This window comes from Marinospirillum perlucidum, from assembly GCF_003336805.1.
Taxonomy (GTDB): Bacteria; Pseudomonadota; Gammaproteobacteria; order Pseudomonadales; family Halomonadaceae; genus Marinospirillum; species Marinospirillum perlucidum.
Genome location: NZ_QFWJ01000001.1, coordinates 310176 through 333106, shown reverse-complemented (window position 1 = coordinate 333106; position 22931 = coordinate 310176). Strand labels below are relative to the sequence as shown.

General features: G+C 50.1%; 17 protein-coding genes. 5 read left to right on the top strand and 12 right to left on the bottom strand.

The window, feature by feature from the left end; genetic code table 11:
• Positions 1-75 precede the first annotated feature (75 nt).
• Complete coding sequence (locus DFK18_RS01560; protein ID WP_114416435.1) at positions 76-2514, bottom strand: Lon protease family protein; 2439 nt, start codon at positions 2512-2514, stop codon at positions 76-78.
• Between the two features lie 122 nt (positions 2515-2636).
• On the opposite strand from DFK18_RS01560, the gene DFK18_RS01555 reads away from it, so the two are divergent.
• Both DFK18_RS01555 and DFK18_RS01550 read left to right on the top strand, forming a co-directional pair.
• Entirely contained in the window at positions 2637-3473 is an 837-nt protein-coding gene (locus DFK18_RS01555; RefSeq protein ID WP_114416434.1) for a molybdate ABC transporter substrate-binding protein, read from the top strand.
• A 145-nt stretch (positions 3474-3618) separates the two neighbouring features.
• Positions 3619-4620 carry a GGDEF domain-containing protein gene (locus DFK18_RS01550; protein WP_162299651.1) on the top strand — a complete coding sequence of 334 codons (1002 nt, stop codon included), beginning with the start codon at positions 3619-3621 and terminating at the stop codon, positions 4618-4620.
• Positions 4621-4689: 69 nt separating this feature from the next.
• Here DFK18_RS01550 and DFK18_RS01545 read toward each other — a convergent pair whose 3' ends face one another.
• Complete coding sequence (locus DFK18_RS01545; RefSeq protein WP_114416432.1) at positions 4690-7614, bottom strand: insulinase family protein; 2925 nt, start codon at positions 7612-7614, stop codon at positions 4690-4692.
• Positions 7615-7691: 77 nt separating this feature from the next.
• The gene (locus DFK18_RS01540; RefSeq protein ID WP_114416431.1) at positions 7692-8507 is read right to left on the bottom strand and encodes a phosphatase PAP2 family protein; all 816 of its coding nucleotides are present in this window, start codon (positions 8505-8507) and stop codon (positions 7692-7694) included.
• A 96-nt stretch (positions 8508-8603) separates the two neighbouring features.
• On the opposite strand from DFK18_RS01540, the gene DFK18_RS01535 reads away from it, so the two are divergent.
• The 3 genes from DFK18_RS01535 to DFK18_RS01525 are packed head-to-tail and all read left to right on the top strand — an operon-like array spanning position 8604 to position 11349.
• Positions 8604-9461 (top strand): lipopolysaccharide kinase InaA family protein, encoded by an 858-nt coding sequence (locus DFK18_RS01535; RefSeq protein WP_114416430.1) that lies wholly within the window; start codon positions 8604-8606, stop codon positions 9459-9461.
• The gene (locus DFK18_RS01530; protein ID WP_218563871.1) at positions 9445-10530 is read left to right on the top strand and encodes a CDP-glycerol glycerophosphotransferase family protein; all 1086 of its coding nucleotides are present in this window, start codon (positions 9445-9447) and stop codon (positions 10528-10530) included. The genes DFK18_RS01535 and DFK18_RS01530 overlap by 17 nt, the downstream gene beginning before the upstream one ends.
• Positions 10531-10533: 3 nt before the next feature.
• The gene (locus tag DFK18_RS01525; RefSeq protein ID WP_114416429.1) at positions 10534-11349 is read left to right on the top strand and encodes a glycosyltransferase; all 816 of its coding nucleotides are present in this window, start codon (positions 10534-10536) and stop codon (positions 11347-11349) included.
• On the opposite strand, the gene DFK18_RS01520 is transcribed toward DFK18_RS01525, so the two are convergent.
• From DFK18_RS01520 to DFK18_RS01480, 9 genes are all read right to left on the bottom strand, one after another.
• Entirely contained in the window at positions 11344-12294 is a 951-nt protein-coding gene (locus DFK18_RS01520; protein WP_114416428.1) for a glycosyl transferase family 90, read from the bottom strand. The two genes, DFK18_RS01525 and DFK18_RS01520, sit on opposite strands and share 6 nt — an antisense overlap.
• On the bottom strand, positions 12294-12893 hold the full coding sequence (locus DFK18_RS01515; protein ID WP_114416427.1) for a LicD family protein: 600 nt from the start codon (positions 12891-12893) through the stop codon (positions 12294-12296). Before DFK18_RS01515 ends, DFK18_RS01520 begins: the two co-directional genes overlap by 1 nt.
• Complete coding sequence (locus DFK18_RS01510) at positions 12883-14208, bottom strand: O-antigen ligase family protein (protein ID WP_114416426.1); 1326 nt, start codon at positions 14206-14208, stop codon at positions 12883-12885. Before DFK18_RS01510 ends, DFK18_RS01515 begins: the two co-directional genes overlap by 11 nt.
• Before the next feature lies 1 nt (position 14209).
• On the bottom strand, positions 14210-14605 hold the full coding sequence (locus tag DFK18_RS01505; RefSeq protein ID WP_218563870.1) for an FAD synthase family protein: 396 nt from the start codon (positions 14603-14605) through the stop codon (positions 14210-14212).
• Positions 14606-14626: 21 nt separating this feature from the next.
• Entirely contained in the window at positions 14627-16396 is a 1770-nt protein-coding gene (gene msbA, locus DFK18_RS01500) for a lipid A export permease/ATP-binding protein MsbA (RefSeq protein ID WP_114416628.1), read from the bottom strand.
• Between the two features lie 84 nt (positions 16397-16480).
• Positions 16481-17341 carry a UTP--glucose-1-phosphate uridylyltransferase gene (locus DFK18_RS01495; RefSeq protein ID WP_114416424.1) on the bottom strand — a complete coding sequence of 287 codons (861 nt, stop codon included), beginning with the start codon at positions 17339-17341 and terminating at the stop codon, positions 16481-16483.
• A 437-nt stretch (positions 17342-17778) separates the two neighbouring features.
• A complete protein-coding gene (locus DFK18_RS01490; RefSeq protein ID WP_162299650.1) occupies positions 17779-19059 on the bottom strand; it encodes a nucleotide sugar dehydrogenase in 1281 nt (426 codons plus the stop codon).
• Positions 19056-20744 carry a glucose-6-phosphate isomerase gene (pgi, locus tag DFK18_RS01485; RefSeq protein ID WP_114416627.1) on the bottom strand — a complete coding sequence of 563 codons (1689 nt, stop codon included), beginning with the start codon at positions 20742-20744 and terminating at the stop codon, positions 19056-19058. Before pgi ends, DFK18_RS01490 begins: the two co-directional genes overlap by 4 nt.
• A gap of 778 nt (positions 20745-21522) precedes the next feature.
• On the bottom strand, positions 21523-22914 hold the full coding sequence (locus DFK18_RS01480) for an MBL fold metallo-hydrolase RNA specificity domain-containing protein (RefSeq protein WP_114416422.1): 1392 nt from the start codon (positions 22912-22914) through the stop codon (positions 21523-21525).
• Positions 22915-22931: the final 17 nt, after the last annotated feature.

Here is a 22931-nt window from a genome sequence, read left to right as displayed (position 1 = left end):
TCCAAGAAGCTTTGTATTCAGATTCAAGATAATGCGGTCTGACCGCTTGCGGCCCTGATAGGGCCGCAAGCGGTATTAATCCTTACTGGTTTTCTTATCACCTGAGTCATCGGATGATTTTTCACTGTCCTTATCGGAATCCTTCTCCCGCAAGTGATCCAGACGAGCCGCGATTTTCCCATAAACGCTGTTTTTGGGCCATTCGCCTTTTTCAGTCAGCTGCCCCGCCGGTTTATCCAGCAGCAGTTGAACGGCCTCTTCGACCTGACTCACTGCCCAGATATGGAACTGACCGGCTTCCACGGCTTCGCGGACTTCTTCACGCAGCATCAACTGGGTAACATTCTGCTGGGGAATGATTACCCCCTGGGTGCCATCCAGACCACGCAGCTGGCAGACTTCAAAGAAGCCTTCGATTTTTTCATTTACCCCGCCGATGGGCTGAACTTCACCCATCTGGTTAATCGAGCCGGTCACCGCGCGACTTTGTGCAATGGGTAAATCGGACATGGCCGACAAGAGACAGATTAGTTCGCCCAGTGAAGCTGAATCACCATCGACGCCACCGTAGGATTGTTCAAAAACAATGCTGGCATCCAGAGGCAGGGTATCCTCGGCACCAAAGAGACCGCAGAGATAGCCGGTCAAAATCATGACGCCCTTGGAGTGCATGGAGCCGCCCAGGTGCACGCTGCGCTCGATATCCAGCACTTCGCCCTGACCATAGTGGACCCGGGCCGTAATCCGTGAGGGTTGACCGTGCAGGAAGTCATGACTGCCCACCACAGTCAGGCCATTGACCTGACCGACCTTCTCGCCCTGGGTGGCAATCATGATGAAGTCTTCTTCAATCGACTCCAGTACCTGCTCAGGGTAGCGTCCGGCTCGACGACGTCGTGCAGCCAAGGCTTCACGCAGGTGATCGGCTTCAACCCGGTCACTGGCCGCACGCCGGGCCCGGTAATCCGCTTCACGCAGCAGATGATTCAGATCAGCGGCATTGAGGGACAGCTTGTTCTGGTGATCCGCCATCCGCGAGGCTTCTTCCACCACCCGCATCACGGCTGAAGGCGTAAAGGGTAGCAGGGCTTCGCGGGCAGCCATGCTGGCAATCAGGCGGGTATACAGCTTGGTATTGGCTGGCGTGCGTGGCATTTCCGTTTCAAATTCGGCGACCACCTTGAAGAGCTCAACAAACTCCGGGTCCTGGTCCTGAAGCGCATGCAGCAATTCATAGTCGCCCATCAGAGCCACTGTACACTTGAGCGGAATGGGGTCCGGTTCCAGGCTGACACTGCCGGATACGGATAGCTGTCTCTCCAGGGTATCAATTCTCAGGGTGCCGGTTCTCAGCGCCAGCTTGAGCCCTTCCCAGGCATAGGGATGGCCCAGTAGCCGTTCGGCATCCAATAGCAGAAAACCACCGTTAGCCTTGTGCAGCGCACCGGGACGAATCAGGGTGAAATCCGTGGCAACCGTGCCCTGGTAGGTAACATTTTCGATATGACCAACCAGATTATTGTGGGTGGGCATGGATTCTTCAATCACCGGGGCATGATCCCGGTCGGCATGGCTGACCAGGAGGTTCACCTGATAGCGGGTGGGTATGCGTTTATCCGGCGAGACACTGGCCACTGCCTCGCTTTCGTCATCCTCGTCTTCCAGAAAGAGGGCAACATTGTCCTGAATATCCTGGTACAGGGCTTCCAGATATTCCTGAATACGCGCAAAATCAGCGTACTTTTCCCGAATCGACTGCAGACCTTCCTGGATAGCATCATCGGTGACTTCTTCATTCAGCTTGAGCTGTTCCTGACGGCTTTGCTTTTCCAACTGAGCCAGCTCACGCAGCGCCAGACGCAGCTTCTTTTCCATCTTTTCGATTTTTTCACGAAAATCACGACGCAGCTCATCGTCCAGCTTGGCAAATTCTCCGGCATCCATGGGCTGATCATCCTGATCAGCAGGAACAAAGGAATAACCGCCCGGTGTTTGCAGAACCAGTTTCAGGCCCAGCTCGCCACCTTCTTCTGCCAGGGCCTTCAGTGCCGTGCTCTGCTGATCGGCAAAATGATCCTTGATCTTTTCGGCTCGCTCGAAAAAGCCTTCATTGTCAAAAGCCGCGGGGATCGCCTGCTTCAGATCCAGCAGCAGTTCCTGCAGGTCTTCCTTGAAGGCCTGACCCTGTCCGCAGGGTAGGCTCACGGCCCAGGGCTTGCGAACATTGGAAAAATCCTGCAGGTACAACCAGTCAGCAGGTGGCTGCATCTGCTCAGCAGTTTTCTCCAGAAAGCGCTTGAGCATGGTGCGCTTTCCCAAACCTGCGTGGCCGACAGCAAAAAGATTATAGCCCTTGCGATTGACCGAGGTAGCAAACTCCAGCGCTTCTTCAGCGCGCTGCTGGCCAATAAAGGTATCCAGGGGGGCAATCTGGCGGGTATCTTCAAATTTGAAATCACCGGCCCGACAGGCTTTGTAGAGTTTGCTGAGAGGCAGAGGTTTGGGTGTTCTCATTGATGTCCTTGGCGATTAAAAACGCTAAAGGTTAACAGCCTGACTGCAAAAGAGCGATAGGCAAATGCAGTTTCAACAGGTAAGATTTGCTTCATCCTTCATTCGATCTGATTTGAAAAGCAATGTTGAAAAAGACCCTGAAAATCTGCCTAGGTTTCTTTGCCGCTCTGGCCCTGAGCAGCCCCTTGGCGGCCAGTGCACTCAACCAGTCCGAGCTGCCCATGAGTCAGCACAACTTTCAGGGCTTTGTTCCCGATAGCAATGAAAGCAATCCGCTGGATCAGGACCCCAACCTGGTCCGCCTGATGGTGCACCCTTCCCTGACCTGGGTGACCGACCAGCTGCTGGATGCCTACCAGGCCCGCTATCCTGATTCACATTTTCGCATCCATCAGGGCACCCAGAACGACCTTCTGGATCTGCTCGAAGACAATTATGATTTCGATATTCTGCTGGATGGTGAAATCAGTCGCGGTATGGCCCGCGTCGAAGATGGCTGGGCAGTAGAAACGCGAGTTCTGGCACTGGGCCGCTTGGCCCTCTGGGCACCCCTGGAAACGGTTCGCAGCCTCAACGTACTTTCTCTTCGCGATGATCCCATTGGCCTGACTCCGGAAAACTACCCCTATCATCGTGCCGCCCGAGAAGTATTGGAGCGTCATGAACTGCTGGAAGATTATGAGCATCGACTGGAAGCCGTGCGTCTGGGTGAAAGCCTCTATGACAAGGTAGATGGAGGTGAACTTCCTGCAGCCTTCCTGCCCTATCACCGAGTCGTGGAAGCGGGTATCCAAAGACGCCGGGCCGTCATGAAGATCCCCGTCCAGTTTCATGGTGCCATCACGCATTCGGCAACCCTGATGCGCAAGGGCCAGGGTCGACCTGCGGTATCCCAGTTCTGGAATTTTCTGTTTTCAGAAGAAGCAGCACAGATTTTTCAGGAAGCTGGTTTCGATTAAAGCCTTTCCCGATCACCAGGAAAGGCTTCCCCTTTAGCCAATCTCCCCAAGCTTGCTAATCAAACCAGAGCAACAAACAAACACTTGTTTAAATTAAGGGTATCGCCTAAAGTTGCAGTTAATAGCAATGTATAGGCGGAGTCCCATGCAACTACAAGAAGAAGCAGCGCAGAACCCTAAACAGACCCTCTTCCTGTTTCGCAACCAGCTGACATTCAATGTCCAACTCTGGTGCCTGCTGCTGATGCTACCTCTGGTCGTGATCCAGTTTCTTCAGCAAAACCTCTTGCTGACCGGACTGATTGGCAGCTTTATCGCCCTGCTGGTTTTCAATCTGATCCAGGCCCGCAAACAACCCCTGCAAAACTACCAGGGCCTGGCCTTTATTATTCTGGCCAGTGGTTGCGTGCTCTATTCCACCTGGCTGAATGGCCATCAGGGAATCTATTGGGCCTTTCCACTGATCGCCACTTATTTTTTTATGCTCAAGCCGGAAACCTCACGCATTGCTGCGATTATTTTTCTGGCGCTGTTTATCCCTCTGGTTGGACTCAGATTCCCGCCCCAGGAAGCCCTACGAATTATCTTCTCACTGGGGATGAGTACCCTACTGATCAGCTACTTTGCTTTTGTCGTCATCCGCCTGCACAAGAATCTGGTCAAACTGGCAACCTGTGACCCCCTGACCGGCTGCCTTAATCGCAGCCAGCTGGAAGACTTACTCAGCAGAGCCCTGAAGGATCACAAGAAGAAAGGCAGCCCCGCAACCCTCTTGTTGCTGGATCTGGATCATTTCAAGGCCGTTAACGATCGCTATGGTCATCACCGGGGGGATCTCTTATTGCAGGGTTTTTGCGACACAGTTCGCAAGACCCTGAGAAGTCAGGACAAGCTCTTTCGTCTGGGCGGCGAAGAGTTTCTGGTATTACTGGATCAGACGGGCCGCGAGGATGCCTTGGCCGCGACAGAAAGGCTCTTGCAAACCCTGCGCGAAACCACCTTCGCCGAAGGCCTTAAAGTAACGGCCAGTGCAGGTCTGGCAACAGCCAGTAAAAACTATTCGGATTGGTCACTCTGGCTGCATGAAGCCGATGAATGCCTCTATCAGGCCAAGAGCGAAGGGCGGGATAGTTACCGAGTCGCCTGAAAACAAAAAACCAACGGCAGGCAAGCCCACCGTTGGTTTTAACAAGCTGCCTAGTGGCCTCGGCTCTGCCTAAACCTCTAAACGCTCCCAACTGGAATCCAGGCTTTCTGCCTGCTTGCTATTGGTGACTACAGCGACACTGGCTTTTTCCGGCTGCAGGTAGGTCTTGGCGACCCGCTGCAGATCAGCAAAGGTCACTTGCAGTACCTGCTGACGATAGGCCTTGCGCTGCTCCGGCGTGCGCCCGAAAAGGCTGGAGTGGAAAGTCTGGCGGGCATCGCCAGCCGGTGAGCCGGGCTTATCGATGGAAGAGACCACCCCCAGAATGGCTTCTTCCAGTTTTTGCGGGTCTTCTTCCTGGTTGAGAATCCAGTCCACCGAGGCTTCAAAATCCTGCAGGGTTTCCTGCAAACGTGGATCACGATAAGAGAAGAAGCGGAAGACTCCATCGCCGTTATCCTGAGCTGCACCAGCGCCATAGGCCCCGCCCTGCTCACGAATGGCGCGATGTAGATAGCCATTGCGCAGGTAATCACCCAGAATCGTCAGAGCCGCTGCATCAGGATGGCTGGAGGCAACACTGGGAAAGACCAGGGCGCAGAAATTAACCTGAGTACTGGTCAACCAGGCCTGACGCACTGCTTGTCGCGTGGCCGGCAGGCTAAAGGCCTGGTAATCCCCACCAGTAGGCAAAGCAGACCAGGTGGTATCCAGAGTTTGCTGCAAATCGGCTTGCTCGCTTTCTTCAGCGACAAACATGAACTGGCGGGGGGCCTGTTGGATTTTTGCATGCAACTCGACCAGTTGCCGACTGACAGTCTGCAAAGCCTGATCGTCCTTGACGCGCTTATCCAGCGCCTTGCTGGCCTGAATCCCCTTGAGCCCTCGGGTAATCTGAGCAAAATGCCCAGCGGGACTAAAGCCTGAAGCCGCTGACAGCATGGCCAGCAGGTGGCCTTTGCCGGTGATGGATTGCACCCGGCGTGAAGCCTGCTGAGCAATAATTTCACGAATTCGGGGCAATTCATCAAAACGGGCCTGATCCAGGGTTTCTGCCATCAGTGCCTGCAGTCGCGCCTGATTCGAAGCCAGGGCTTTACCGGAAAGTACCAGGTAGCCCTTAACCTGCTGAACATCCTCAATACCCGCTTTCACCGTCACCCCGGCACTCAAACCACCGGTAACTTCACTCTGGAGCGCCTGATTGGCCCGATAATCACGCTCGCCACAGCCCAGTTCGGTCAGGCAATGGCTATAAAGTGGCAGAAGCTGCTGCTCTTCTTCGGTCAATTGGGGCAAATCAACCAGAGTCTGGATATACACCAGACCATTGGTGCCTGCCGTGTACCAGGTAGCGGGCAGTTGCCCCTGGGCCAATTCATGCGATTCCGGCAGGTGCAATTGCAGCGGCACATCTTCCAGAGTTACCTTGGGCAGAAGCGCATCGTCATCCACCTGCTGCTGGCGGGCTTCGAGATCCTTGGCCTGTTGAATCACTGCCTGTTTCTGGTCTGCATCCATCGCCGCCTTGATCTGCTCCAGACGCGCGGCTTCTGCCGCTTCTCGCCTTGCAGTCAATTGATTATCAGGACGCAGCGTCAAACGCACCCGGTGAGGATTATCCAGCAACCAGCGACGAATCAGGCTGGGAATAAAATCAGGATCAGCCACCTGCTCCCTGAGTTTTTCCAGGGCCGGGTCAATATTCAGCAGACCGGCCAGATCCCCGCGATGCACGGCAGCCGACAAGCCCCCCAGCATCAGCTGCAGGCCAAAAGGCATGCCATCACCGGTAATTTCACGCTGGCTCAGCTCCAGCTGGTGCAACTGGGCTTCGACACTGCGCTGATCAACCCCTTCATCTACCACTTTTTGCAGAGTATCCAGAATCAAGGCTTCAAAAGCATCCGCCTTGTCCGGCTCACTGCCTTCCAGACCGCAAAGGAAACTCATTTCGCGGTTGGAATCTTCCAGACCGCACATGGGCGAAGGACCGGTGCCCAGGTCAGTGGATTCCAAAGCCGCCAAGAGCGGTGAGCTGGAGTTATCCAGCAGCACCCGCGACAGCAGATTGGCTTGCAGTAGCTCTTCCAGATTGATGGATCTTGGCAACAACCAGCCCAGCACCTGGTGGGTTTGCTGACTAAGGTCTTCTTGATCCAGGGCATAGGCTTCTTCAACCCGGACAGGGGCAAAATAGCGCTTTTCATCAGCAACGCTGAATTCTCGCTCCAGACGCTCAAAACGGTGCAATGCCAGCTCTTCCAGCTGCTGCTGAAAGCTCACGACATCCAGACGACCAAAGGTCATGAAGATGGCATTGGATGGGTGATAGTGGCTGCGATAAAAAGCCAACAGCTGTTCGTAGGTCAGATCCGGAATGCAATCAGGATCACCACCCGAGTTGTGATGATAGGTGGTGGTGGGAAACAAATGCTTGGTCAGGGTTTGAAAGAGAGTCGCTACAGGCGAACTCATCGCCCCTTTCATCTCGTTGTAAACCACGCCCTTGTAAACCAGGTCCGACTCGGGATTACCCGCTTCAGCAAATTCCACCCGATGGCCTTCCTGGGCAAAATCCATGGGGTCCAGCTTGGAGAAAAAAGCTGCATCGACATAAACCCTGAGCAGGTTGTCAAAATCCTTATCATTTAGGGTCGCAAAGGGATAAGCCGTCCAGTCACTGCTGGTCAAGGCATTCATAAAAGTGTTCAAAGAACGGCGCAGCATCATAAAGAAAGGGTCGCGCACCGGAAACTGCTCACTCCCACAAAGGGCCGTATGCTCAAGAATATGCGCCACCCCGGTGGAATCCTGCGGCAGGGTACGAAAAGCCAGGAGGAAAACCTTTTCATCCTGATCAGCGGCCAAGTGATAATGCTTGGCACCGGTCTCCCGGTGTTCAAATTCCTGGACTTCAATATTCAGTGAAGGAACCGCTTGGGAACCGACAAAACGAAAACTGGAATATGCATCGACTTGGCTAGTTGACATAAACACCTTGAGTTAAAAAATAATGAAAAAAGTCTCTTATTGACTGCAAGAAGACAAGCAGGTTTCAAAAGAGGCTGTTAAAAAGAATGATGCAGCATTAAACCCAACTGATCCTCACCCACACTGGGCAATAGAACCGTATTTTCAGAGGTCTCAAAGGGGCTATAGCGCAGGGTAAGATGGCCCAGCCCCCAACCGACCAAACTGCCCGCCAGGGTATCCGAAGCCCAGTGAGCCTCTTCATTGATTCGGCTTAAGGCCGTAGCAGCAGCAACGCCGTAGGTGCTCCAGTAAACCAGGGGACGATGCTTATAGCGTTCAGCAAAAACCGTCATGGCAGCAAAAGCACCCGAAGCATGTCCGGAGAAAAACGACATCCCCTTCTCGCCCCAGAGAGTTGAATCCCCACCGGAATCGCGTGGACGCTCCCGCCCTGTTAGCCGCTTACTGGTTTCAGCAAAGGCCTGACTTAATAAAACCGACTGAACCGACAAGGCAGTGGTATCCATCAGGTAATCATCATCCAGAACCCAGGCTGAGAGTGCTGTGACACCATGAATAACAGCGCCCCCTTCAGGTGAACCCAGATCATCCAAAAAACCTGTGACGTCGTCCATATCATCACTTTTCAGGTGATCCATCCAGTAATCACGAATTTCTTCATCCTGGGTATAGACCAGCGCAACGGCACCCACAGCCAGGGCATTACGCTGCAGCTTGTCTCCATCAAGAGTGAAAATTTCTTCGCTAAAAGCCGCTGCAGGAATACGGTAAAAATTGGACCAGTAGCCATACTCATCCTGCTGGCCACCAGCTTCCTCGTCAGCCAACACGGAAACTGGCAAGGCAAGCAGTAACAAAACACCTAAACGCCACCAAGTGGAAAAAGACACCGCAAGACTCCTGTCAAAACAAAAGGATCATTTTACAGAAAATACAGCAAGAGGTAAGCTTGGCGACCTTAAAAGCTAGTCCAGAACGGAGAGAAGATGGCGGGCCTGCAGATAGAAACCTGCTCAAATCAGGCAGATCAACAACCCTTGATCGATTTTGGTGCCCGGCTTCTGGCTCACCCCGAAGATCCGGAACAACTTGCTTCAGATACTCCGGGCCCGCAAATCACCAAAAGCCTGAATAAAGTTTTAAGGGCCGGCCATCAGCTACATTTTGTCAGCTATCAGGGACAGGAATACATTTTCAAAGTCTTTGCTGACCTGGGACAGCATGGTCTGGGGCGACGCCTGGATTTCTTTATCAAAAGCTGGTTGCAGAATCCGGCGCAACGCAGCTACCACGGGGCATTAAGGCTTCAGCAGCTAGAAATCCCTGCAATACAACCGATTGCCTGCCTGAATGGCCGCTTTGGCCTTCACCGCCGCGGCCTGTTTATCTATAAAAGCGTAGCGGCTCAGCAGAGTCTGAAAACTTGGCTGGAAGGCTCACCGACACCAGAAGTCACCGAAGCCAGTCTAGAGCAATTAGCCTGCATTACCCGTGCGCTGGAAGCTTCCAGCTATCACTTTGCCGACCTGAAAATGAGCAATATACTGGTCGAAGAAAATTCAGAGGGTTTTCGGCTGGTCTTAATCGATACCGATGATGTTATCCTTTCTCACAGCAAACACTGGCCTTGGTTGCCCGCAAAACTTCAAAAGGCGATTAAGCTCTGGAACCTCAGAAGACTGAAACCTAACCATGAGTTAAGCCTTCGCTTCATGGCAAAACACTGGCCTGAAGAGGACACAGAATCGGCAGTTAACAGCTGGTACACTTTAAGAAACATCCAAGCCAACCCCCTCAAATGGATGAAGAGAAAGCTTCGCAAAAGACATGCAAAAAAATCCTAATATCAAGTTTGATACCCCCAGCCTTTACTATATTCCACAATATGAACCAGTTCTGAAAGAGCTGGAGAAACGGGGTGTCAATTGCGAACTGGTTATACATAAAAAGCCTGACAATCAACTGTTGTTAGATAGCTATACGGCAACCACCTCTTTACCCTTTCAGATTATTGATAGCGATGAAGTTCTAGATTATTACCAAGACTGCAAACCTGACTGGATTCTTTTTGGCAATGGTTGCAGCTACCTAAAAGAGCTGGACCCGCATACCAAAACGGCACTGCTCTATCACGGCATCGGAGTTAAATCCTGCTACTACGACCCTGAACTTGCCGAGTTTGATCTGCGCTTTACAGAAGGCCAATTCAGACAGGAACAACTCCAACAACTCTATCCTCAAGCATATTTCGTGCAAACAGGCTTTGCCAAGCTGGATCCCCTGGCGAAAGTCAATCGGCCTTATTCCAAGGCTTTTGATTTGGCCAGCCACCGGCTTGATCCGAACAAGCCAACGCTGGTCTATGCGCCCACCTTTTACCCCAGCTCTATCGAATGCCTCCCCATCAATTGGCCTCAGGAGCTGAATGATTGCAATATCATCATCAAACCCCACTTGATTAGCTATACCCACAAGAAGTATGCACAACAGAGAGAGCGCTTCCACCACTGGGCTAATTTTGACAATGTTTACCTGGCACCAGCTGAAGAAATCTCTCTGCTACCCTACATGGCAACTGCAGATCTTCTAATCAGTGAAGCCTCATCCGCTCTCTTTGAATTTGCGGCTCTGGACAAGCCTGTTATCTGGCTAGATTTCCTTAAACTCAGATGGAGCTATCGCGGTCCCTTACGTTTCCGTTTTGAAAAACGCATGGATCAAACCATTCATCAATATCGCCAGGTAGCAACGCATGTTAACAAGCCTTCAGAGCTTGCTAAAATAGTGAAGCAGGAACTTAAGGAACCCCTTAAGCGGCAAAAACAAAGGGCTGAAACTACACAAGAGCTAATAGGCGATCTGGATGGACAGGTCTCCGTAAGAATTGCAACCACTCTCCTTGATAAAAGCTAGTATATGAAACCAAAGAACTTTATTCGCTCAGCTCTAAAGACATGGCAGCTTCGCCGACAAAGCTGGGAAGAGCTAACTAATCCAGCTGAAAAGATATTACCCGTTACTGTAACCCTGACAACAATTCCCAATAGAATTTCAAGTGTCGATATAACTATCCGCAGCCTGCTCAATCAGAAGCATAGAGCTGAGAAAATCATTTTATGGCTAAATGACGAACTTAAAAACAGGGTACCTAGCCAGCTACAATCACTGGAAAGCGATGCATTTGGAATCAAGTATAGAGGACTAACTTCGTCCCACAGAAAACTCATATTTGCTTTAGAAGAGTACCCTGAGAAAACCCTGGTGACTTGCGATGATGATCTTATCTACCACCCAGACTGGTTAAAACTGATGTATCAAGATCATGAGCAAAATCCTGGCTACATCTTAGCCAACTCATGTAGAAGAGTGACTTATTCAAACAAAGAACTCTTGCCCTACAAAGACTGGGAAGTAGTCAAAGAAAAAGATGCCAGCCAACCGGATTATGTTCCGATTGGATTCGCAGGAGTCCTCTATCCACCTAACAGCTTGGATCCCAAAGTATCGGATAGCACACTTTTTCTAAAACTTGCCCCTAAAGCCGACGACCTCTGGTTCAAGGCAATGGCAGAACTTAAAGGCACAGCCATTCGAAAACCCAAACAGCAAGCACCCAGGCCTCTACATGTGATAGGCAGCCAAACTTTCTCTCTATCCAAAGCCAATATTGATGAAGACCTTAATAGAAAGCAGTGGTTAGCCTTGAGTGAGTATTTCCAATTAAAACTATAGCTGACCACTTAATTCAAAGAACTTCTTCATAACCAAGAGAGATACGAGCTCTTCCTGCTTGGGATCCTGAAATTGTGCGGCATGCTCACGGGCCTTAGTGACAATTGCTTTCGCCTCTTCAGGATGGGCATTGTAATAATTCACTTTATCTTCAAGATCCGAGTGGTCTTCATTTAATTCAACGTAGTGAACGCCTGGCTCGAGCCTCCCCTCCATAAACCAGGTCTCAAACCTGGGCTTCTTCATCATACACAAGGAGTTTGAAGACATAATCCATTTAAGGTTCGTCGCCACATCATGACCTTCAATACTTAAAATATACTTATATCGTAGCTGGTCACGAATACTCATAAAGGGTCGCCAGGTAGACGTACCTTGAGCTTTCTTATCAACCTGACCAATATCGCACAGGGGGTGATCATGATAACGGTCGACAACGACTTTACGCCAAGGCATATAGGCCTTACCCCGCCAAACAATCTGATCCAGTTTTTCATCAAATCCTAAGGGGTCTTCCTCTGTAAAGTAATGCCTGACCTTATTAAGCTTTAAAAGAATGGAATTCTGGTTGCTATCAGTGATTGGACGACTCTTTAAAAAAGCAGGAGATGCAGGAACCTCGGTGATATCACCAAAGAGATACTGAATTCGCAAGTCACCGGGAAAGAAACGCACCAACTCTTTCATATCCAGAAAGTAAGCACGACTACCATCTTTTTGGAATTGATCTATTCTGATTGCTGATTCATCCAGAGAAAATGAATCGCTCAACTTATTATAGTAGTTAACTCGATCAAGGATCTGTTCCTGGTCATAAGATGCCAAGCGCGCTAACCGGGATTCAAGAAAAGGACGGAAAAGCTGGTCGGGCAGATTGGCGGTCAGACTGCCCTTTAAATAAAAACCTGCCTTGTGCAAGGCTTTAGATAGCTTGGCAATTCCCATCAGCTAACCCTAGATTGATCATCATTATGAAAATCCCAGTCTTTGACTGGGGTCCGCCAATCACCATAACGTGAAGTCAGGTATTTATCATAATCAGCCGGAATCGGGTATTCTTGCTCGCCTAGACGATATAGAGTTTTCTCTTCAAGGTGGCTGGCACAAAAAGACTGAACGATCGATTCTTCAGCAGCTCCAACCATAAGATACATCTTGCCTTCTCCATCCGGATATTTAATAAAAATATCCAACAACAAATCACCTCGGTGCAGTAGTCCTTTTCGGTTTCGAATTTTTAAGGCTCGCGGATCACCCTTTTTAATTGGCCCATAGTCATAGGTAGCACGGGCAAAACGAACACGGTAACCCTTGAACCAAAGGTGGAGCGCACACTTTTTTAACTTCTTGATCTCGCTAGCCGAGGTACAAACATCCATATCATTATCCCAAGGCAGGATACGATTCTCACGAACGAAGCCCAGCAGAGTTCCACAATCCAGAGCATAGTCAACCCCGAATTTTTCCAGGACACTAGTCACTTCTGCCAGCATTTCTAATGCTCGGTTGCCAAGGTCTCCTTCAAGCTTCACATTACCCGCCATCTCTTAACCACCTCATTCTTATTATGTAGCCTGCTGCACCTGCCATGATTAGATTAAAAAGGTAGATGGTGTCCCGAAACAGGAAGTTCGTTAAAAAAACACCATTAATCAGAAAGAACGCAAAGAACAATATAAAAAAGGCAAAAAAATCTGAATCCATTAACTGATGTTTCCAAGCCCTAAACAAGCTCCAAAAAACATAAGCATAAAAGAATAGAATAAACCCGACACCGACCAAGCCGTAAGTGATCAGCAACTCCAAAAAATCATTATGTACAGTAATGAAATAGCGGTCACCAAACCAGTTGTCAGCCTCCTGGTGCATTTTTTGACCTGCGCCATAACCCCAGCCAAATATTGGGCGCTCCTGAGACCAGGCCAATACATCTTTCCAGAAATGGATACGCAGGCCTGCACTATTTTGAGGAATTTGATCCCAGTCACCAGCCAAGACTAGCTGATATACCTCTATCTCTTTTTGCGTTCGCTCCCAGCTCGATTTAATTAAGGCATTCTCTTCAAACAGTTTGACCGAACCTATAGCCACCAAAAGAATTAAGGCATATACCTTGCCATGGTGGAGCAACTGTTTGGACTGTTTACAGTAATGCCAAGCCAGCATCAACAAACCCAAAAATAGTGCTAAAAGCATACCTAGATAGACAGCACGAGACTGACTGGCCAAGAGTGTAAAGGTCAGGTAGCCAACGAGAAAAGCCCAAAGCAAAAAACGCCACCAGGAGAAACGAGGACGCATCACCAAGCGGGAAAAGAAAGCAAAAAGCCCTAACAGAAAAGTGCCATGAACGATCCCCATAGAAATAATATGGCGACCGAAACCCGTTCGCTGACCTTCCGCTGCTGCTTGCAGTTCTGAAAAACCTGAACCCTCAACCCAGGGTAAGCTGAGGGCAGCCACCAGCCCCATTCCCCAGAAGATAAGGGTATTACGGCTGCTACCAGCCAGCACCAAGGCGGGGAAGATAAAAAGGAACTTATCAGCCAAGTCTTCTGATCTTGGCGAACTACTCGCCAGATCGGGATTTTGCCAAACCACCAACCCCCAGCTAATCAAGGGGATTATCAAGGCGGCCAACCCCATCAGGGGCAAGGGAGAAAATCTAAGCTCCGGATGATAACGACAGAGAACATAGAGACCGCTTAAAGTCAGAAGGTAGACTAGCGGTTTGATCTCATCCTTTAATCCCAGTTGCCCAACAGCAAAAAACAGCGATAGAAATACCAGTAACCAATACCAGTATCGCGGGGCTGACCAGTTGGATGGAGCCTGCCAAAGTTGATCCCACTTAAGCATTTCAGTGTTTCATTTCCTTAACAACTTCAATAATTGAAGTTGTGGAAATGGAAGGGGTGCGCTCAAGATAATGCACTTGGCAAATATCCCTGAACTCATCAAATTTGCCTTCCCAGTCATTGCCCATAACCAGCATATCTGCCCGATACTCAAGAAGATACTCGCGTTTCTTTTCCAGGGATTCCTCTAAAAAAACCGCATCGACAAAACGTAAGGACTTGAGGATTTCCATACGTTCAAACTCGGAGTAAACAGGAGTTCGGCCTTTTTTATTAAAATTCAACTGATCAGAGGAAACACCAACCAGCAGCTCATCACCCAGCTCACGCGCCCGCTTAAGCAGGCGAATATGCCCATAATGTAAAATATCAAAGGAACCGAACGTTATTATTCTCAAAATCTTACCCTTGTTTAGTAATCACTGGGGAGTCACTTGTTCATGAAACTGCATCTGGTGCAATTTAGCATAGGCACCCTGCTTCTCAAGGAGTTCAGCATGCTTGCCTTCTTCAAGGATGCGACCGTCCTCTACGACCAGAATACGGTCTGCATTTTCAATGGTCGAGAGGCGATGTGCAATAACGAAAGTGGTTCTGCCCTGCATCACATGCTCCAGGGCTTTTTGAATATAGCGTTCAGACTCGGTATCAAGTGCAGAAGTTGCCTCATCCAAGATCAGGATAGGAGCATCTTTCAAAATTGCTCGAGCTATTGCAATTCGCTGCCGCTGCCCACCGGATAGCAAGACACCATTGTCCCCCACCAGGGTGTCCAAACCCTCGGGGAGCTTATCGACAAAATCCATTACATAGGCAGCTTTAGCTGCAGCTTCGATCGCCTCTCTACTTGGATTTTTCAAACCATAAGCAATATTGGCCGCCAGGGTATCGTTGAACAGAGTCACATGCTGAGTCACCAAAGCAATTTGCTCACGCAAACTGGCCAGCGTCAAATCAGGCAAAGGAATACCATCCAAAAGGATCTGGCCTTCTTCAACCTCATAAAAACGCGGAATCAAGCTCGCCAGCGTGGACTTACCACTACCTGAGCGGCCGACCAAGGCCACCATTTCTCCGGGCTTGACCTGAAAAGTGATATTTTTCAATGCTTGGGGCTGGTCTTTACCATAGCGAAAACTGACATTATCAAAAACCACTTCTCCCTCTGCGCGTTCCAGAGTTTTCGTGCCCTTATCCGGTTCTTGCGGCATATCCAGATAGACAAAAACATCCTGCGCAGCTGCCAACCCCTTTTGCACGATGTTGTTCACTTCAGTTAATTGGCGGAGTGGTTTAGCCATCAGCGAAGCCGCTGTGAGGAAAGCAATGAACTCACCCGGCGTCATATCACCCATCAAGTTGGGAGACAAGGCCAACCAAACCAGAAAGCCCAATGCTGAAGCAACAATCAACTGCACAACGGGCGTATTAATTGCTTTGGTCAAAGCCATTTTCATGGCTTGACGGCGATTATAATCACTTGCCTTATGAAAACGCTGGTATTCAAAATCACTGCCGCCAAAACTACGTACAACCCGATAACCACTGATGGCTTCAGAAGCCACATGGGTCACATCCCCCATGGAGTTTTGAATGCGGCGACTGATTTTACGAAAACGCTTGCTAGCATAATTCACCACCAAGCCAATAACCGGAGAGATGGCTACAAAAATCAAGGCCAAAGCCCAGTTCGTCCAAAGCAGATAACCCATCAGGCCGATCACAAATAAGCCTTCACGCAGAATCACTGTGACAGCTCGTGTTGCGGCACCGGTAACCTGTTCGACATTGTAGGTCAGGCGTGAAACCAGGTGTCCGGATGAGTGTTGATCATAGAAGGCGGCCGGTAGCACCAGAAAACGATTAAACAAATCCAAGCGCAGGTAATGAACCAGTTGGCGCCCCACATGTGCCATGAAATAGGTCCCCAGGAAGGTACCTATTCCTCTTAACGCAAAAATAGCGACAACGACCAAAGGAAAGAAAAGACGCTTGTCTTCCATCCCCTGCTCAATGGAATCCACGAGCATCTTCAGGATTTGAGCAAAGGCGGTACTTGAGCCTGCATAGATTGCATAACCAAAAACAGAAAGCATAAAGGCACCCCAATAGGGGCGCACATAACTCAACAGTCGTTTATAGGAAGCCCAACTACTGGCTTCTTTGGGAGTAGCTTGCGGGTTGGTCACCTGGACTCTCACAGTCAAATGAAAAACGAAAAACAATCATTGTAACCTGCCTGTCACCCAAGTGTCTTCCACTGCGGCAGTCGGTCACAGCAAGCCTGCTTCCTTGCCTAACTGCTGATTCGCCTGCAGCCAGCCCTGGATATAGCCGCAATCAAAGGTACGCCCCTGCATACGAAAAGCCTCGACAGGTTTACCCTGGGCAATGATCTCAGCTATCGCATCGGTCAACTGAATCTCGTTGCCGGCACCCGGTTGAGTCTGGGCCAGAACCGGCATGATTTCACCAGGCAGGATGTAGCGCCCGATCACGGACAAGCGGCTGGGAGCTTCTTCCGGTGCAGGCTTCTCGACCATGGAAACAATGGAGGCTGATTCACCGGCTTTCAACTCGACACCCTGGCAATCAACGATGCCGTATTGATTTACTCTTTCCAGAGGAACTTCTTCAACCATGATTTGTGCAGCCTGCTGCTGTTCAAAAACCTCAACCATGGTTTTCAGATCGGCTTGAGTCTTTCCTTGAGCAGGCTTCACCAAGACATCCGGTAAAATAACGGCAAAAGGCTCATCCGGCTGCACCAGATAAGCGGCACAATGAATCGCATGACCCAAACCCAAGGCCTTATCCTGACGTACACTGGTGATTTTCAGCTCGGGTGGAGCCATGGCACGCAGCTTTTCCAGTAAAGCCGTCTTACCCTTGCGCTCCAGTTCGGCTTCCAGCTCATAGTGACCATCAAAATGATCTTCCACGGCCGACTTGCCGCCCCGAGTAACCAGAATAATTTCATCCAGACCGGCTTCCAGAGCCTCCTCCACCACATGCTGGATCAGAGGGCGATCCACCACAGGCACCATTTCCTTGGGAATAGCCTTACTGATAGGCAGCAAACGAGTACCCAAACCGGCTACAGGAATAATGGCTTTTTTCAATTTTGAAGACATTCAAACTCCAACACTTTTCAATAAAACCGTATAAACCTCGTGCTCAGAGAGCACTCCTACAAAAAACTCTTGCACCCTAGCCTAGTGGGAGCCCACTCCGAGCGTGATACAACCATCTGGCCACCAGGTCTTAAAATCTCGTGCTCAGAGAGCACTCCTACAAAAAACTCTTGCTGACCCACTCTGGTGGGGGGCACACTCCGTGCGCGATACAGTCAACTGGCCACCAGGTCTTAAAATCTCGTGCTTAGAGAGCACTCCTACAAAAAACTCTTGCTACCCTACTCTGGTGGGAGCGCACTCCGTGCGCGATACAGTCAACTGGCTACCACGTCTTAAATCTTATGCTCAGAGAGCAATCCCACTAAAAAATCTTACAGCCCTACCCTAGTGGGAGCGCACTCCGTGCGCGATCATTTAGGGTGTAATTAACGAAGTCAGATGACCTTCCCTCGCCCCACCCCGGAATATATCCAGCCGGCAGCCGCCATTTCGTCAGGGTCATAGATATTGCGTCCATCCAGCAACAGGGGTTCTTTCATTTGATCGCGCAAGGCAGGCAAATCCAGATTCCAAAACTCCTTCCACTCCGTCACTACCAAGACTGCATCACTACCCTGCGCGGCCTCTTCAGGTGACTCGGCAATCTCCAGGCCTTCGGGATGATCAAAGTAACCGGCCAGATTAACCGCTGCACGCGGGTCATAAACCACCACCTGAACCTGATGCTCCAGCAGCACCCGTATCAGGTGCAAGGCAGGACTGCCCGAGACACTGGCTGTATTGGGTTTAAAAGCACAACCCCAAAGTGCAACGCGCCGCCCCTGGACCTCAGCTCGATAATAGCGCCACAACTTCTGAAACAGCAGGTCCTTCTGCTGGTCATTAATTGCTTGTACTTCTCCCAAAAGGCTTGCTGTTCGGTCAGTTACAGGCCTTGTGGAATTTAACTCCCGATTCAACTGTTCCAGAGTCTGAAGAAAGGCTTCACCACCAAAGCCACAACCCGGGTAAAGATACTGGTAACCAATACGAGTATCCGCCCCCATGGCCTGGCGAACCGCTTCAATATCCACTCCATGACTGGCTGCCAATTGAGCCAGCTCATTCATAAAGCTCACCCGGGTTGCCAGCATACCGTTAATTGCCAGTTTGGTCAGCTCTGCTTCTCTGGGGGTGACCACCTTGAAGCGATCCTGACTGCGATTAAAAGGCAGCATCAGGCGCTTGATTTTAAGCGTTGCATCTTCGCTGTTACTGCCCAGCAGCAGCTGCTCAATACGGGTAAAACTTTCCAGCGCCCGGCCTGCCTGAATAAAATTAGGCCAGAAAACCACCTCGGTACTTGCTTCGGGTAAAGCGTGTAGTTCTTCCTGCAGAGCTTCGGTCGTTCCCAAGGGTGCAGGTTGCACCAGTGCAACCAAGGCTGGCAACCCCGAAGCCTTTATATCTCTTAGCAAAGTATCCAGCCCGACAAAATCCCTGGCATCCAGTAAAAGCTCCACTCCTTCTTCTGCCGCTTGCCAAAAAAAAGCCTGCAAGGATAAACGCCCTGCTTCCAATTGCTGTTCAAGCAATACCAAAACGTCAGGCTCAACGGCCTCGGAAGCCATATCCGGCAAACGGCCAGCCTGCATGTAGACACGACAACCGGTTGATGACAAGGCAGCAGCCAGTGTCCAGGCTACCAGGTCCTCACCTAAAATAAGGGTTTTCATCGCTTCACCTCCTGGCTTACAGCATCCGGGGCATCCAACTGCCGAACTAATTGAGATGCTGAGCGCAAGCATTCGACCCGCTGCAGAAGCTCACGGGTTGAAGAATCCAAATCAGATGAATCCAGTGAACTCTCAAGATTCAGGTAGGGCTGAAGTTCCTTGGCAACCTGCTTGCCCAGTTCAACGCCCCACTGATCAAAAGGATTAATCCCCCAAAGACAAGCCTGAGCAAACACCTTGTGTTCATAGGTTGCAATCAAGGCCCCCAGACTGGTTGGATCTAGTCTATCCAGCAAAAGGGTGGAAGATGGCTGGTTGCCCGGATATTGACGGTAGGGGTTATCCGTGGGCTCTACGGCTGCATTACCCAGTGCCAGTACCCGGGACTGCGCCAAGCAGTTAGCCAGGTTGAGTTCATGCTGAGCCACCAACTCTTCATAATGCGCATAGTCACAGGCGTTATCGTAACGGCGGGCGGCAACAATAAAATCAGAGGCAACAGGTTGAGTTCCCTGATGCAACAACTGATAGAAAGCATGTTGGGCATTGGCCCCGATCTCACCCCAAAGCACCGGGCAGGTGGAATAATCCAAGGGCTTACCCGAAGCAGTGACTGACTTGCCATTGCTTTCCATCTCCAGCTGTTCAAGATAAGAAGGAAAAGCCTTGAGACGGCCATCATAAGGAAGAATGGCATGAGCCTTGATGTTGAGGCAGTTCACATTCCAAACCCCCAAGAGGGCCAACATCATGGGCAAATTCTCTAGCGGGGCTGCGGTGCGGAAATGCTCATCCAAGGCGTGGGCACCAGCCAGGAGCTCACGAAAAACCGGCATTCCCAGCGACAAGGCGATAGGCAAACCAATCGTCGACCATAGAGAAAAACGTCCCCCGACCCAATCCCAAAAATACAGCTGGTTCGCTTCAGGTAACCCCCAGGCAGTCATCTTGTCTTTAGAGGCTGAAACCCCAATAAAATGACAGCGATGGAGCAATTTCCGATCCTGACAATAACTCGACAACCAGGAGCGCACTGTGTCGGCATTGGATAGAGTATCGATGGTAGTAAAAGACTTGGAGGAAATGACAAAAAGCGTGGTTTCCGGATCTAAATAATCCAAAAGATCAAAAAGCTGACTGCCATCGATAGTAGAAGCAAAGTGAACCCTGAGATGCTTGGCAATGGGCAAAGTGTATTCTCTAAGAGCCTGGGTCACCATCAAAGGCCCCAGATCACTGCCGCCAACCCCCAAATTGACCACATCAGTAATCTTTTTCCCAGAAAAACCTCGCCAGCAACCGGTTTGCACCTGATTCACGAGCTTTTCCATGCGATCCAGCTGGGTATCCACCGCTTCCAGACCAGGTAAGCGTTTATATGCAGGCGCTCTCAATGCGGTATGCAAGGCAGCCCGTTTTTCACTGGTATTAACTTCTTCACCAGTGAAAAGCTGTTCAATTCGGCCAGGCAAATTAGCCTCTACAGCCAGTTTCTCAAGCTCAGAGAGAACCCTGGCATCTACCCGCTGTTTACTAAAATCAAGCATCAAAGGCCCAGCGGCAATTTGCATTTTCTGTGCCCGATAAGGGTCAGCACTAAATAAATTCACCAGAGTTTTTTGCTGACCAGCCAAGGCTTGCAACCTAGCAAAAGCAGGGCGTTCGGTTAGAAATTCCTGAGACATAGACTTCCAATTAATATTTAATTATTGCTAATCGCGCGGGAGTACAGTCAAGAATGCACATAATCCCGTTTCCGTAGAGGCATCGCAAGGGAAAAATCGGCTTGATCTTCAGAGCGATAGTTGAGAACCCCTTGGTCCTCTTCACTAAACAACAACCCCTCAGATCAACCAGCAGTACGAACACAAAAAACCTGGCTAACTGAAGGAGTCATCTTGAGTTTGCTCTTACTTCTTCCAAGGTAGGAAAAGATGACATATCTCGAATAGTCAGTTCATAGCCCGGATAACCCAGCACCTTGATCACCTTTCACCCCAACATCTCCGGCTCGGCCTGCTTCCAGACCTAGAAGGCTACTTAGCGGCAGATTATTCCAACAAAAATACTTCAATCTGGAAGTAGAGTCGTCTGGGAGCACACTCCGTGCGTGATCATCGCTTTCAGAGAAAGCTCCCATAAACCTCTAGAATACCACTTCAATCTTTTGGCTTTTATTCCAATTGGGAAGCACCATCTCTACATGATTATCTCTCTTGGAGAGACTTCATCCTGAGAGTAGAGTCCCGTGGGAGCGCACTCAGTACACGATCATCGCTTTCGGAGAAAGCTCCCACAAAAAACTCCTAGGGCACCACTTCAACCTTTTGGTTTTTATTCCAATTGGGAAGCACCATCTCTACATGATTACTGCTCTTGGAGAGACTTCAATCTGGTAGCCCAATCCCGTGGGAGCGCACTCCGTGCGCGATCATCGCTTTCGAAGAAAGCTCCCATAAACTTCTAGACTACCACTTCAACTTTTTGATTTTTATTCCAATAAAGCTCTTCTATCTTGCCCTTTAACACTTCCCTGGCTTCTTGCTGCCCATGCACCAGGCGTATTTGTTGCGGCCAGCGGCGCATCCGCTTGATAAAATTAATCAGATCCTTCTGGTCAGCATGCGCCGAGTAACCACTCAGGGTTTCCACGCCTGCCCGAATGGTATAACGCTGGCCATCCAGTTCCACCCAACCACCGGAAGGGCCATATTTCTGGATTTTCCGCCCCGGTGTGCCCGAGGCCTGATAACCAACAAAAAGTACCTGATGACGCTCGTCACCCAATAGAGCCTTCAGGTAATTAACAATTCGACCACCAGCACACATACCACTGGCAGCTAGCACCACCGCAGGCCGACCGGAACGGGCCAAATAAGCCACAGTGTTTTCGTGTTCTTCATGAGAGTTAACGGTATAAAGATTGTCAAAATTCAAGGGATGTCGCCCGGCTCGCAAACGCCTTTGCGCTTCTGCATCCCAATAAGGCTTTAACTGCCGATAAACCTGGGTGAAACGTGAAGCCAAAGGCGAATCAACAATAATTTCCAGATCCTTCCAGAGCCCCTTGTTGTCATGGGCCAGGCCTTCCAGCTCATAAAGGAGCTCCTGAGTGCGACCAATACTGAAAGCGGGGATCATCACCGTACCATCATTACGCAGGGCCTTTTCAATGGCTTGTTGTAAACGCTTGGCTCGATCCTGTCGGCCTAAATGCAGGCGATCACCATAGGTACTTTCCAGTACCAGGGTGTCACATTGATAAGGAGATTGAGGTGCAGGCAACAAAGGCGACCAGGGAGCCCCCAGATCTCCGGAAAAAACCACTTTTTGTTTACGCTTTTCCTGCTTGTAATTCAGGCCCACCTCAAGATAACAGCTACCCAGAATATGACCCGCCCGCTTGAGCTTAACCTGCATTCCCAGTTCTGAGGTATTCACCAAAGGATGCCAGCTGTTGTAATCCAAGGGCAGCAACTGCTTTTGCACCTGCACCAGAAAGCGCTCAATCAGCTGCTGGTCACGGGTAAAACCAATCCGCAGAGCATCTTCAATCACAAGGGGGAGTAGATGAGCGGAAGGCTGACTGCACAGAATAGGGCCGCTGAAACCGGCAGCCAAGAGATAAGGCAAGCGACCAATATGGTCAATATGAACGTGGGTTACTACCAGCGCTTTAATGTGGGTGATATCAAAATCAATCTGCAATTGATCAAAGGAATCACCCTCTTGATCCTCACCTTGAAAAAGGCCGCAATCGACCAGCAGCGAAGTATCTGAAGAAGCCACCAACTCATGGCAAGAACCCGTCACTCCAGAACGACCGCCATGATGAATGAAATCAGGGAAAGACATGACACCTCCTTGTTTAA

Bases quoted from the DNA above. Each gene is read 5' to 3' on its own strand.
- DFK18_RS01560 (WP_114416435.1), bottom strand. From the start codon at position 2,514: ATGAGAACACCCAAACCTCTGCCTCTCAGCAAACTCTACAAAGCCTGT.
- DFK18_RS01555 (WP_114416434.1), top strand. From the start codon at position 2,637: ATGTTGAAAAAGACCCTGAAAATCTGCCTAGGTTTCTTTGCCGCTCTG.
- DFK18_RS01550 (WP_162299651.1), top strand. From the start codon at position 3,619: ATGCAACTACAAGAAGAAGCAGCGCAGAACCCTAAACAGACCCTCTTC.
- DFK18_RS01545 (WP_114416432.1), bottom strand. From the start codon at position 7,614: ATGTCAACTAGCCAAGTCGATGCATATTCCAGTTTTCGTTTTGTCGGT.
- DFK18_RS01535 (WP_114416430.1), top strand. From the start codon at position 8,604: ATGGCGGGCCTGCAGATAGAAACCTGCTCAAATCAGGCAGATCAACAA.
- DFK18_RS01530 (WP_218563871.1), top strand. From the start codon at position 9,445: ATGCAAAAAAATCCTAATATCAAGTTTGATACCCCCAGCCTTTACTAT.
- DFK18_RS01525 (WP_114416429.1), top strand. From the start codon at position 10,534: ATGAAACCAAAGAACTTTATTCGCTCAGCTCTAAAGACATGGCAGCTT.
- DFK18_RS01520 (WP_114416428.1), bottom strand. From the start codon at position 12,294: ATGGGAATTGCCAAGCTATCTAAAGCCTTGCACAAGGCAGGTTTTTAT.
- DFK18_RS01515 (WP_114416427.1), bottom strand. From the start codon at position 12,893: ATGGCGGGTAATGTGAAGCTTGAAGGAGACCTTGGCAACCGAGCATTA.
- DFK18_RS01510 (WP_114416426.1), bottom strand. From the start codon at position 14,208: ATGCTTAAGTGGGATCAACTTTGGCAGGCTCCATCCAACTGGTCAGCC.
- DFK18_RS01495 (WP_114416424.1), bottom strand. From the start codon at position 17,341: ATGTCTTCAAAATTGAAAAAAGCCATTATTCCTGTAGCCGGTTTGGGT.
- DFK18_RS01490 (WP_162299650.1), bottom strand. From the start codon at position 19,059: ATGAAAACCCTTATTTTAGGTGAGGACCTGGTAGCCTGGACACTGGCT.
- pgi (WP_114416627.1), bottom strand. From the start codon at position 20,744: ATGTCTCAGGAATTTCTAACCGAACGCCCTGCTTTTGCTAGGTTGCAA.
- DFK18_RS01480 (WP_114416422.1), bottom strand. From the start codon at position 22,914: ATGTCTTTCCCTGATTTCATTCATCATGGCGGTCGTTCTGGAGTGACG.